Annotated in this window: 11 protein-coding genes; 9 read left to right on the top strand and 2 right to left on the bottom strand. The window is 74.2% G+C overall.

Annotated elements, in window-relative coordinates; translation table 11 throughout:
* Positions 1 to 100: 100 nt before the first annotated feature.
* The gene (locus tag BCL65_RS12200) at positions 101 to 637 is read left to right on the top strand and encodes a DUF4282 domain-containing protein (protein ID WP_106268415.1); all 537 of its coding nucleotides are present in this window, start codon (positions 101 to 103) and stop codon (positions 635 to 637) included.
* Here BCL65_RS12200 and BCL65_RS12195 read toward each other — a convergent pair whose 3' ends face one another.
* Together BCL65_RS12195 and BCL65_RS18455 are read right to left on the bottom strand one after the other, a co-directional pair.
* Positions 638 to 1,519 (bottom strand): DUF3097 domain-containing protein, encoded by an 882-nt coding sequence (locus tag BCL65_RS12195; protein WP_106268413.1) that lies wholly within the window; start codon positions 1,517 to 1,519, stop codon positions 638 to 640.
* 72 nt (positions 1,520 to 1,591) lie between these two features.
* Positions 1,592 to 4,432 (bottom strand): ATP-binding protein, encoded by a 2,841-nt coding sequence (locus tag BCL65_RS18455; RefSeq protein WP_165800012.1) that lies wholly within the window; start codon positions 4,430 to 4,432, stop codon positions 1,592 to 1,594.
* Positions 4,433 to 4,957: 525 nt separating this feature from the next.
* Here BCL65_RS18455 and hrcA point away from each other — a divergent pair.
* From hrcA to era, 8 genes are all read left to right on the top strand, one after another.
* On the top strand, positions 4,958 to 5,989 hold the full coding sequence (hrcA, locus tag BCL65_RS12185; RefSeq protein ID WP_106268409.1) for a heat-inducible transcriptional repressor HrcA: 1,032 nt from the start codon (positions 4,958 to 4,960) through the stop codon (positions 5,987 to 5,989).
* A gap of 49 nt (positions 5,990 to 6,038) precedes the next feature.
* Positions 6,039 to 7,160 (top strand): molecular chaperone DnaJ, encoded by a 1,122-nt coding sequence (dnaJ, locus tag BCL65_RS12180; protein ID WP_106268407.1) that lies wholly within the window; start codon positions 6,039 to 6,041, stop codon positions 7,158 to 7,160.
* A gap of 179 nt (positions 7,161 to 7,339) precedes the next feature.
* Positions 7,340 to 8,119, top strand: a complete 780-nt coding sequence (locus BCL65_RS12175) for a 16S rRNA (uracil(1498)-N(3))-methyltransferase (protein ID WP_106268405.1) — start codon at positions 7,340 to 7,342, stop codon at positions 8,117 to 8,119.
* Between the two features lie 10 nt (positions 8,120 to 8,129).
* Positions 8,130 to 8,483, top strand: coding sequence for an HIT domain-containing protein (locus BCL65_RS12170; protein ID WP_106268705.1), 354 nt, complete (start codon positions 8,130 to 8,132; stop codon positions 8,481 to 8,483).
* 2 nt (positions 8,484 to 8,485) lie between these two features.
* Positions 8,486 to 9,562, top strand: coding sequence for a PhoH family protein (locus BCL65_RS12165; RefSeq protein WP_207767714.1), 1,077 nt, complete (start codon positions 8,486 to 8,488; stop codon positions 9,560 to 9,562).
* Positions 9,559 to 10,011: an rRNA maturation RNase YbeY gene (gene ybeY / locus BCL65_RS12160; RefSeq protein ID WP_106268402.1), complete on the top strand. Its 453-nt coding sequence runs from the start codon at positions 9,559 to 9,561 to the stop codon at positions 10,009 to 10,011. Before BCL65_RS12165 ends, ybeY begins: the two co-directional genes overlap by 4 nt.
* A gap of 8 nt (positions 10,012 to 10,019) precedes the next feature.
* Positions 10,020 to 11,342 carry a hemolysin family protein gene (locus BCL65_RS12155; RefSeq protein ID WP_106268704.1) on the top strand — a complete coding sequence of 441 codons (1,323 nt, stop codon included), beginning with the start codon at positions 10,020 to 10,022 and terminating at the stop codon, positions 11,340 to 11,342.
* A complete protein-coding gene (era, locus tag BCL65_RS12150) occupies positions 11,339 to 12,289 on the top strand; it encodes a GTPase Era (RefSeq protein ID WP_106268400.1) in 951 nt (316 codons plus the stop codon). The genes BCL65_RS12155 and era overlap by 4 nt, the downstream gene beginning before the upstream one ends.
* Positions 12,290 to 12,328 lie beyond the last annotated feature (39 nt).

Below are 12,328 nucleotides of genomic sequence, written 5' to 3'. Positions count from 1 at the left end.
GACGGTGCGCGTTCCCAGATGTCGGACGATTCGGGCGCTCCGGTGGCGCGTCCTGGCGGAGCACCGGAGAGTGGTCTCGGCCCACCGATGAGGAGGAATCATGAGCGAGAGCACGCCGAGGCCGCCGGGCGAGCCGGAGGACCCCTACAACCCGCCGCCGTCCCCAGGACCGCCGCCGCAGGAGCCCTACCCCCAGCAGCCGTACCAGCGGGAGCCCTCCCAGCAGCCCGCCCAGCCGTACCAGCAGCCGATCGGCGAGCGACCGGTGGGCGAGCCGCCCGCAGGCGAGCCGTCGTTCTACGCGGGGGCGGCGTCGTCGGCGGCGGACGTGGCGCGCAACGACACCAAGGGCTTCTTCGGTGCGCTGTTCGACTACTCGTTCCTGAACTACGTGACGCCCAAGGTCGTCAAGATCGTCTACGTCATCGTCACGGTGCTCATCGCCCTGGGCTGGTTGGTGGCCCTCGTCGCGGCGTTCTCCAACAGCGTCTGGGCCGGTATCGGGTTCCTGCTCTTCGGCTGGATCATCGCGCTCGTCTACCTGGCGATCGCCCGCATCACGCTCGAGTTCTACCTCGCCGTGGTGTCGATCTCCGAGAAGGTCAACCACTACGCCCGTCGCGACGGGATGCTCTGATCACGCCGTCACGAAGTCGATGAGCTCCTCGACCCGGCCCAGCAGGGCCGGGTCGAGGTCTCGGAAGTCCCGGACCGAGGCGAGGATCCGCTGCCAGGCCCGGCCCACGTCCGCGGGGCCGGACGCCGGCCACCCGAGCTCACGCAGGATGCCGATCTTCCACTCGGTGCCGCGGTCGATCGTGGGCCACGCCGGCAGCCCGACCCGGGCCGGCCGCACCGCCTGCCAGACGTCGACGTAGGGATGACCCAGCACGAGCACCGTGCCGGCGGGGACGGTGCGCAGCGCGGCGTCGGCCAGGCGCTGCTCCTTGGCCCCGGGCACCAGGTGGTCCACCAGCACCCCGACCCGACGCTCGGGCGTGGGGGCGAAGTCCGCCAGGGCGTCGGCGAGGTTGTCGACCCCGTCCAGCATCTCCACGACCACGCCCTCGACGCGCAGGTCGTCGCCCCACACCTTCTCGACGAGCTCCGCGTCGTGCTTGCCCTCCACCCAGATGCGCGAGCCGCGGGCCACCCGGGCGCGCGCGCCGTGGACGGCGACCGAGCCGGAGGCGGTCCGGGTCGGCGCCGCGGGGGCACGCGACGTCACGGGTGCGGTGAGCTCGACCGGCTGCCCGTCGACCCAGAAGCCCGGGCCCAGGGGGAACGAGCGCGTCCTGCCGCGCCGGTCCTCGAGCACCACCAGGTGCATCCCGCCCGACTTCTCCACGCGGACGACGGCGCCCACCCAGCCGGTCTGCACCTCCTCGACCACGAGGCCGTGCTCGGCGGGCTGCGGCCGGGACGAGGGGCGACGGCGGTGGTGCGCCGACCCGTCCGGGGCGCCCGGGGCGCGGTTCGAGGCGGCGGCGAGGACGTCGGATCCGTAGCGGTCGTGCACGCGGGTGAGCCTAGGCAGCGACGGCGCGGACCGCGGTGACCGACACGCTCGCCACCGCGGCGGGCCGGCGGGCTACCCGCCGACCGCCGTGCGGGCGACCACGGCCGCCTCGGTGCGGGAGGCGACGCCGAGCTTGCGCAGGATCGCCGAGACGTGCACGGACGCCGTCTTGCGCGAGATGTACAGCCGCTCGGCGATCTGGCCGTTCGTCAGGCCCGCGGCCACGAGCTCGAGCACCTGGCGCTCGCGGTCGGTGAGCCCGCCGATCCCCGTCCGGACGTCCTGGTGCGGGGCCCGGCGGGGGACCGCGGGACCGGCGTCGTCGAGGAGGGCTGCCGCACGGTCCCGCACGTAACCCGCGCCGATGGCTCCGGCCGCCTCGACGGCGCGGGTCAGCAGGGTGCGGGCCTCGGCCTTGTCGCCGGTCTCGAGCCGCTGCCGGCCGTCGCGCCACAGGGCGTAGGGCCGCAGGTGTGCCGGCGCGCCGTCGTCGGGGCTCAGGCGCGCGACGGCGGCCCATGGCCCCTCGCCGAGCTCGGCGTCGAACACCGCCGACCACACGGGGTGGGTGGGCCAGAACGACGCGCGCTCCAGGGCGGCACGGAACGGCGCGGTGTTGGTCTCGCGACCGGCCTCCCTGGCCCGGGCGACGGCGCGGGCGGCGACGGCGAGGACCGGCAGGGCGTACGCACCGGAGAGCCACGCGGGTGCGGTGACCGGGGAGACCAGCTCGAGGGCGTCGTCGAGGTCGTCACGGGCCAGCGCGATCTCGGCGAGCGTGCTGCGCACGCGCGACCGCACCTGCAACTCCAGGCGTTCGTGCTTCAGCCACACGGCGCGGTGCCGCCGGGCCATCGTCACGGCGCGGTCGACGTCGCCACGCCACAGCGTGAGCCAGGTCCACCGTTCCGCGAGGTAGACCGCATAGGTGCTGGGCTCGACGAGCGTCGTGGCGCGTTCGTACCAGGCGGCCGCCTCGTCCCAGCGGCCCAGGGAGATCAGCGCCTCGGTGACGTTGCCCTCGAGCATGGCGAAGCTCACCCGGCCGGCCCCGCGCGCCCGGGCCCGGTCGGCGCCCTCCTGGGCGATGCGGCGTGCCTCGTCGAAGTGCCCGAGCTTGATCCGCGTGTCCGAGGCGTTGGTGAAGTACCGGGCGAGCGAGGGCCAGTCGTCGCCGGCCAGCCGCCGGCTCTCCTGGAGGTCGCCGACGGCGTCGAGGTCGCCGGCGTTGATCCGGGCCAGGGCGCGGGCGTTGACGAGCGCGGAGAGCGTCGAGGTGTCCCCGGCCGCCGTCGCGGCCTCGATGCCGGCCGTGGCCGCGCGCACCGCCTCGTCGGTCCGACCGGCGAGCATCGCCGCCCGGGCCTGGAGGCGGAGCATCGCCGCCAGCGCCGCCGGGTCGTCCGTCGGCGCGATGGCCAACGCGTCGCGCAGCATCTCCTCGCCGGCCACGTCGCCCGTGCGCAGCGCGTACGTCGCGGCGACCGCCAGCGACCACGCGCGGCCGGCGGGGTCGTCGGCCGGCCACTCGGCGTGGGCCTGGCGGGCCAACGTCCGCGCTCGGTCCATCCGCGTCGCGTCCTTCTGCGCGTCGGCGACGCGCAGGAGCAGCTCGTGGTGCGTGGTCCCCGCCACCGAGGCGGCGTCGTCGACGGTCTCCCACAGCTCGAGGGCGCGCTCGCCGAGCGCCACGGCCGTGGACACCGCCGCGTCGTCGCCGGCCGCCGCCTGGGCCGCGACGGCCGTGGCCAGCGCCCGGTCGAGCACGCGCGCCCGCCACCAGTGGTCGGCGACCTCGGCCAGCCGGGCCACCGTGGCCGGGCCGGTCGAGAGCGCCTCGGCGTACGCCGTGTGCAGGCGGCGGCTCTCCGTGGGCAGCAGCTCGGCGTCGACCGCCTCCTGCATCAGGGCGTGCCGGAACCGGTAGCCGTCCGGCTCGACGACGAGCACGAGGGCGTCGACGGCCTCGCGGGCGGCCGGCTCGGCGGCGGCGAGCGCGTCTCCGCCCAGCACGGCCTCGAGCACGTCGTGGGTGGCGCGGGCGCCCCCGGCGGCCACGAGGCGGCAGAACGTCTGGGCGTCGGCCGAGAGCTGGGAGTAGCGCAGGAGCAGCACGTCACGCAGCGAGGTCGGCATGTCCTCGTCCAGGCACGACGCGAGCTCCTCGACGTAGAACGGCACCCCTTCGGAGCGTTCGACGAGGTCGGCCAGGTCCGTGCCGTCGAGGATCTCGGCGTCCCCGTCGTCGAGCACGGCGCGGGCGAGCTCGGCGACCTCGGCCTCGCCGAGGCGCGGCACCTCGACGCGGGTGACGAGCCGGGCGCGGTCGAGCTCGGCGAGCGTCGCGCGCAGCGGGTGCCGCCGACCGACGTCGTCGCTGCGGTAGGTGGCCACGACGCACAGGGCGGTGGTGCGTGCTGCGCGGGCGAGGCGCGCCAGGACGGCGCGGGCGACGTCGTCGGACCAGTGCAGGTCCTCGATCACCACCAGGAGCGGCCGCTCGGTGGCGAGCGTGGCGAGGAGGTCGGCCAGGACGTCGGGGGCGCGGCCGGCGCCGACGTCGGGCCGGACGTCGACGAGCCCGGGCACGACGGCGCCGAGCGCGTCCGCGGCGGGCCCCGCGGCCGCGAGGGCGTCGGCGGTGCCGAGGGCTGCGACGACGTCGCGCAGCACCCCCTCCACCCCGGCGTACGGCACGGGGCCGGACCCCGAGTCCGCGCACTGGCCGCGGACGACGAGGACGTCGTCGTCGACCGCGGCGAGGAGCTCGGTGACGAGCCGGGTCTTGCCGATCCCGGCCTCGCCGGACAGCAGCACGGTGTCGCCGTGGCCGTGCACGGCCGCCGCCAGGGTGTCGCGGAGGGTCGTGAGCTGGCCGGCGCGCCCGACCAGCGGGGAGGCATCGAGTGGCACACTGCCATCGTGCCAGGTGATCCTGCCGCGGAGGTCCGGGCGCAGGTCCGGGCGCAGGTCCGGTCGCAGGGTCGTGCTCATGCCGGCCGGCGCCCCCGCACGGCGAGGCGGGGGAGCCGGAGCCACGACGGGCCTGCCGTCGCCGGGACACGGGGACCGGCTGCATCGCGCTCCCTGGCCTGCCGCACCCGCTCAGCGCGCCGGACCTGCTCCGACTCCTGCAGACGGTGGAGCGTGTGGTGCTCGAGGGGGTGCATGGTCGCCTCCGTGGTCAAGGCGGGCCGCCGCTCGGCCCTCCGTACGACGAGCCTGGGCGTCTGAGGCAGGCGTCGGCATCGGGCAGCCGCCTCGTCTCTCGCGACCTGCCGGGCCGTCGCTGCCCCTGAGGTACCTCACGCCGGCACGGGGGCCGGGTCCGTGTCGGTGTCCGTGGAGACGCGTAGGATGGCACTCAGCGATCGAGAGTGCTAAAGGTACGGCCGCGCGAACGACAGCCAGATGTGCTCGGTGGAGGGAGGCGCAGGAGTGAGCGAGGAACGTCGTCTCGAGGTGCTGCGCGCCATCGTGGAGGACTACGTCACCACCCGGGAGCCCGTGGGCTCGCGCGTCCTGACCGAGCGGCACCGCCTCGGTGTCTCGCCCGCCACGATCCGCAACGACATGGCGGCGCTCGAGGAGGAGGGATACATCGCCCAGCCGCACACGTCGGCCGGGCGGGTGCCCACCGACGCCGGCTACCGGCTCTTCGTCGACCGTCTCGCCGAGGTGCGGCCCCTGACGATCCCGCAGAAGCGGGCCATCGAGACGTTCCTGTCCGAGGCCGTCGACCTGGACGACGTCCTGGTCCGGGCGGGCCGGCTGATCGCCCAGCTCACCGGCCAGGTGGCCGTGGTGCAGTACCCGTCGCTGCGACGGTCCGGGCTGCGCCACCTCGAGATCGTCCCGGTGGCCCGCGACCGCCTGCTCGTCGTCGTCATCACCGACACGGGGCGGGTCGAGCAGCGCTTCTGCGAGCTGCCCGGCACCGCCGACGGCGTCAGCGCTCTCGACGAGGTCACCCTGGCCGAGCTGCGTGCCCGCTTCAACGCCGCCGCCGCCGGCAAGCGGCTCGCGGAGCTGCCCGTCGCCTTCGCCGCCGTGGTGGAGGCCGTCGGCCCGGACCTGGCGGGTGTCGCCGGCGCCGTGGCGGACCTGGTGGTCGACACCCTCGGCCAGGAGAACGAGGAACGGATCGTGCTCGCGGGCACGGCCAACCTCGCCCGTTCCGAGTCCACCTTCGAGCAGGGGCTCAGCCCGGTGCTGGAGGCGCTCGAGGAACAGGTCATCCTGCTGGGTCTGCTGACCGAGATGTCGAGCGACGGCGTGGGCGTGCGGATCGGTCACGAGAACCGGCTCGACGGCCTCACCGAGGCCTCGGTCGTCGTCTCCGACTACGGGTCCGGCGGCGACCCCGTCGCGACCCTCGGCTCGATCGGGCCCACCCGGATGGACTACCCCGGCACCATCGCCTCGGTGCATGCCGTGGCCCGCTACCTCTCCCGCGTGCTGCCGAGCTGAGCCACGCGGAAACCCTGACCAGACTGCGTACGTCACCGAAGAGAGAACTGTGACCGACTACTACGAGACCCTGGGCGTCCAGCGCGACGCCTCGCCCGAGCAGATCAAGAAGGCATACCGCAAGCTCGCCCGCGAGCTGCACCCGGACGTCGCCGGGGCTGCCGGTGAGGAGAAGTTCAAGGACGTCGCCCGCGCCTACGAGGTGCTGTCGAACCGCGAGAAGCGCGAGCAGTACGACCACGGTGTCGACCCGACGGCACCGGGCGGGGGCGCCGGCGGCGGCTTCGGCCAGGGCTTCGGCTTCCAGGACATCTTCGAGACGTTCTTCGGCGGCGGCCAGGCCTCCGGGCCCGTGCCGCGCGCCCGACGGGGCCAGGACGCGCTCGTGCGCATGGACATCGACCTCGTCGAGGCCACGTTCGGCGCCAAGCGCGAGCTGCAGGTCGACACCGCGGTGGTGTGCGGCACCTGCGGCGGCAACGGGTGCCGGCCCGGCACCGACGTGCGCACCTGCGACGTCTGCCACGGCCGCGGCAACGTCCAGCGCGTCGCCCGCTCGTTCCTCGGACAGGTCATGACGACGGCCCCGTGCGCCGCGTGCCAGGGCTTCGGCACGGTCATCCCGGAGCCGTGCGCGGAGTGCTCCGGCGACGGCCGCGTCCGCTCCCGCCGGAGCCTGACGGTCAACGTCCCGGCCGGCGTCGACACCGGCACCCGGATCAAGCTGACCTCGCAGGGCGAGGTCGGCCCGGGCGGCGGCCCCGCCGGGGACCTGTACGTCGAGATCCGCGAGAAGGCCCACGACGTCTTCGTGCGCCGCGGCGACGACCTGCACTGCACCCTCCCGGTGCCCATGACGGCCGCGGCGCTCGGGACCGTGCTCGAGCTGGACACCCTCGACGGCGTCGAGGAGATCGACCTGCGCCCCGGCACCCAGCCGGGCCAGATCCTCACCCTCAAGGGCCTCGGCGTCGGGCACCTGCACGGCAACGGTCGCGGCGACCTGAACATCCACGTCGAGGTGCAGGTGCCCACCGAGCTGGACGAGGAGCAGACCACCCTGCTGCACCAGCTCGCCGGCCTGCGGGGGGAGGAGCGGCCCGAGCCGCGGCTCGTGGCAGCGCACCCCGGCGTCTTCTCGCGCCTCAAGGACAAGCTGAGCGGCCGCTGACGTGAGCGCGAGGAGCCCCCGCGGAGGTACGCCGAGGTACGAGGTGTGGCGGAGCGAGGCACCGCAGTGGTCACTTGAGAGGTGTGCGACGTGAGCGCGAGGAGCCCCCGCGGAGGTACGCCGAGGTACGAGGTGTGGCGGAGCGAGGCACCGCAGTGGTCACGTGAGAGGTGTGCGGCGTGAGCGCGCCCGTCTTCCTCTCGGCGGACGACCTGAGCCGGGTCGCCCCGGGCGAGGTCTTCGTGCTGGGCGGCGACGAGGGCCGCCACGCCGGGGTCGTCCAGCGGCGGGGCCCCGGCGAGAGCCTCGACGTGGTCGACGGCGCCGGCACCCGGCTGCGCGCCGTCGTCGACTCCGTCGAGGGCACCGACGTCCGGCTGCGGGTCGCCGAGCGCGTCACCGAGCCCGCGCCCGCCGTCGTGCTCACCCTCGTGCAGGCGCTCGCCAAGGGCGACCGCGACCACCTCGCGGTCGAGGCCGCCGTGGAGGTCGGGGTGGACGCCGTCGTGCCGTGGCAGGCGGACCGGTCCGTCGTCGTCTGGCGCGGGCCGCGGGCCGCGAAGTCCCGGGCGCGGTGGGAGTCGACCGTGCGCTCCGCCGTGAAGCAGGCGCGCCGGGCCTGGCTGCCCGCCGTGTCCGAGCACGTCACCACCAAGCAGCTCGCGGCACGGACTCGGGAGGTCGTCGGGGCCGGGGGAGTCGTCGTCGTCCTCCACGAGGAGGCGACGACGGCGCTCGCGGAGGTCGCGCTGCCCGCCCCGGAGGCGGGCTCGCCGGCTGCCGCACCGGAGCTGCTCGTGGTCGTGGGGCCGGAGGGCGGCATCGGCGAGGCCGAGCTCGCGTCCCTCGCCGACGCGGGGGTGACGGCGGCGCGCCTCGGGCCGCACGTGCTGCGCACCTCGACCGCCGGGCCGGTCGCCGTGGCGCTCCTGAGCGAACGTCTGGGCCGGTGGCGGTAGCGTGGACGGTATGAACGACACCACCGACCCCGAGTGCCTGTTCTGCAGGATCGTCGCCGGGGAGCTGCCTGCCGACGTCGTGGAGACCACCGAGCGCGTCGTCGCGTTCCGGGACATCGACCCGCAGGCCCCCGTGCACGTCCTCGTCGTCCCCAAGGAGCACCACGGGGACGTCTCCGTGCTCGCGGCCGCCGACCCGGGACTGCTCGCGGAGGTGGTCGAGGTCGCCGACACCGTGGCGCACGACCTCGCGGACGGGCAGTACCGGTTCATCTTCAACTCCGGCCCGCGCGCGGGTCAGAGCGTCTTCCACGTGCACGGGCACGTCATCGCCGGAACCCAGCTCGGATGGAGCCCCGCCTGAGCATGTCGACCTCTGCTGCCTCCGACCGGCCCGTGGGCCGGCACCCCGCCGGGCGCAACGCCGGGCACACCGCCGAGCACCGCGTCGTCGTCCCCACCCACGTGCCGATGGTCGCCCTGCTGGGCAGCCGTGACTCCGTCCTGCGGGCGGTCGAGGACGGGTTCCCCGGCGTCGACGTCCACGCGCGGGGCAACGAGATCTCGGTGCACGGCCCGGCGGCCGAGGTCGCCGTCGTCTCCCGCCTGCTCGACGAGCTCGTCGAGGTGGTGGAGTCCGGGACGCCGCTCACGCCGGAGGTGGTCTCGCGGTCGGTGGCGATGCTCACCGCCCAGACCGTCCAGCTGCCGTCCGAGGTGCTGACCTTCGACATCCTGTCCAGCCGGGGCCGGACGATCCGGCCCAAGACCGTCGGGCAGAAGCGCTACGTCGAGGCCATCGACGCGAACACGATCACGTTCGGCATCGGGCCGGCCGGCACCGGCAAGACGTACCTCGCGATGGCCAAGGCGGTCCAGGCCCTGCAGGCGAAGCAGGTCAACCGGATCATCCTGACGCGACCGGCCGTGGAGGCCGGGGAGAAGCTGGGCTACCTGCCCGGCTCGCTCAGCGAGAAGATCGACCCGTACCTGCGCCCGCTGTACGACGCGCTGCACGACATGGTCGACCCCGACTCGATCCCCAAGCTCATCGAGTCCGCGACGATCGAGGTCGCCCCGCTCGCCTACATGCGGGGGCGCTCGCTCAACGACTCGTTCATCGTGCTCGACGAGGCGCAGAACACCTCGGCCGAGCAGATGAAGATGTTCCTCACCCGGCTCGGGTTCGGCTCCACCATGGTCATCACCGGTGACGCCACCCAGGTCGACCTGCCGGGCGGCACGACGTCGGGACTCCGGGTCGTCGAGGACATCCTCACCGGCGTCGACGACGTCGAGTTCTGCCGGCTGACCAGCTCCGACGTCGTGCGGCACCGCCTCGTGAGCGACATCATCGACGCCTACGCGCGGTGGGACACGGCCCGGCCGCAGGACGACGGCCCCGGCCGCGGTAACCGTCACGACCGAGGGGGACGCCGGTGAGCATCGAGGTCAACAACGAGTCGGGGCACGAGGTCGACGAGGCCGAGTTCGCCGCGCTGGCCCGGTTCGCTCTCGACAGCCTGCACGTGCACCCCGCCAGCGAGCTGTCGATCCTGTTCGTCGACACGGCCACCATGACGGACCTCCATGTGCAGTGGATGGACGAGCCGGGCCCCACCGACGTCCTCTCCTTCCCGATGGACGAGCTGCGTCCGGGACGCCAGGACGAGGAGACCCCGCCGGGCACGCTCGGTGACATCGTGCTGTGCCCGGACGTCGCGGTGCAGCAGGCGAAGGCGGCGGGCCACTCCACGGTGGAGGAGCTGCTCCTGCTCACCACCCACGGCATCCTGCACCTGCTGGGGTACGACCACGCCGAGCCGGAGGAGGAGAAGGAGATGTTCGCGCTGCAGCGGCGCCTCCTGCTCACCTTCCTCGCCGGACGGTGACGGGCGCGGTGGACGCCCCCGACGTCGTTCTTGGGACGATCCTGGCCGTCGCGCTGACGCTCTCCGCCCTGCTCAGCGCCGGGCGCACGGCCGTGCAGCGGGTGACCAGGGCGTCGCTCGGCGACGCCCTCGCCGAGGCGCTCGCGGGGGACGAGGACGGTGCGGCGCCACCGGCCCGCACCCGCCGGATCCGGCGTGCTCAGCAGCTCGCCGCGGACCCGGGGGTGCCGGTGTCGCTGGCCCTGGTCGGGGTCCTCGCGGAGGCCGTCGCGGTGGGTTCGCTCACCCTCCTGCTGTCCGACTGGCTCGGCGGCTGGTGGGAGGCGCTCCTGGGCGTCGCGGTCGCCGGCCTGGCGGCCGGTGTGCTGCTGCTGCGCTTCAGCCCACGGACGTGGGCGCACCACCACCCGGCACGGGCGCTCATCGCGCTGTCCGCCCTGCTCGGCACGGTGCACAACGCCGTGGCGTGGGTCCCGCGGCGCCGCGCCCCGGGCGAGGCGTCCGTCCCCGAGGCCGACGAGCTGCGCGACATGGCCGACCGGGTGCGCGAGAACGAGGCCATCGAGGCCGAGGAGCGCGAGCTGCTCCGCTCCGCCCTGGAGCTCGGTGGCACGCTGGCACGCGAGGTGATGGTGCCGCGCACCGACATGGTGACGACGAGCGAGGACACGTCGCTGCGCAAGGCGATGCGCCTGTTCCTGCGGTCCGGATTCTCCCGGGTGCCCGTGGTGGGGCGCACCGTCGACGACCTGCTCGGCGTCGTCTACCTCAAGGACGTCGCCCGGCTGCTGGACGCCGACCCGTCGGCCGAGGAGCGACGGGTCATCGACCACGTCCGCGCGCCGGTGTTCGTCCCCGAGTCCAAGCCGGCGGACGACCTGCTGCGAGAGATGCAGGCGCGTCGGTCGCACATCGCGATCGTCGTCGACGAGTACGGCGGCGTGGCCGGTCTCGTCACGGTCGAGGACGTCATCGAGGAGCTCGTCGGCGAGCTCACCGACGAGCACGACACCGCACCGGAGCCGGAGCCGGAGGACCTCGGCGACGGGCTGTGGCGGGTCCCCGCACGGCTGCCCGTCGACGAGCTCGGCGACCTGTTCGACCTGCGGCTCGACGACGACGACGTGGACACCGCGGGCGGTCTGCTCGCCAAGGCGCTCGGCAAGGTGCCCCTCGCCGGGGCCCGTGCCGAGGTCGGCCCCCTGCGGCTCGAGGCCGAGCGGGTCGAGGGGCGCCGCAAGCAGCTCGCCAGCATCCTGGTGCGCAGGAGCACCCCCGAAGCAGCGGACGACGACGTCGTGCCGCACGATCAGAAGGACGTCCCCGCATGACGCACGAGACACCCCACCGGTCAGGCTTCGCCTGCCTGGTCGGCCGGCCCAACGTCGGCAAGTCGACCCTCACCAACGCGTTGGTGGGGGAGAAGGTCGCGATCATGTCGGCGCGGCCGCAGACGACGCGGCACACCATCCGCGGGATCGTCCACCGCGAGGACTTCCAGCTGGTGCTGGTCGACACCCCCGGCCTGCACCGGCCGCGCACCCTGCTGGGCGAGCGGCTCAACACCCTGGTGCAGGACACGCTGAGCGAGGTCGACGTCGTGGCGTTCTGCCTGCCGGCGGACCAGAAGATCGGGCCGGGCGACAAGTACATCGCCGGCAAGCTCGCTCCGCTGATGCAGGGGCGCCGGCCCGTGCCCGTCGTCGCCGTCGTCACCAAGTCGGACCTGGTCGACCGGGCCCGGTTGGCCGAGCACCTGATGGCGGTCGACCAGCTCGCCCGGTCGATGGACCTCGACTGGTCGGCGATCGTGCCGGTGTCCGCCCGGGGCGGGTTCCAGGTGGAGGAGCTCACCGAGGTCCTGGCCGCCCACCTGCCGGAGGGTCCGGACCTGTACCCGGACGGTGAGCTCACGGACGAGCCCGAGGAGGTGATGATCGCCGAGCTCGTGCGCGAGGCCGCCCTGGAGGGCGTGCGCGACGAGCTGCCGCACTCCCTGGCCGTCTCGGTCGAGGAGATCGTCGCGCGCGAGGGCAGCGGGAACGACACGTCCGGTCGTCCGCCGTTGCTGGACGTGCGTGTCACGCTGTTCGTGGAGCGCCAGAGCCAGAAGGGCATCATCATCGGTCGCGGGGGCGCACGCCTGCGGGAGGTCGGCACGGCGGCGCGCGAGGGCATCGAGAAGCTGCTGGGTGCGCGCATCTACCTCGACCTGCACGTCAAGGTGGCGAAGGACTGGCAGCGGGACCCGAAGCAGCTCCAGCGCATGGGCTTCTGACCTCGCCGGCGGGCGGGGACCGCCCGCCGCGCAGGTCCG

The sequence above is a fragment of the Isoptericola halotolerans genome (assembly GCF_003003075.1).
Lineage (GTDB): Bacteria > Actinomycetota > Actinomycetes > Actinomycetales > Cellulomonadaceae > Isoptericola > Isoptericola halotolerans_A.
This window is presented reverse-complemented; position numbering and strand designations above follow the sequence as displayed.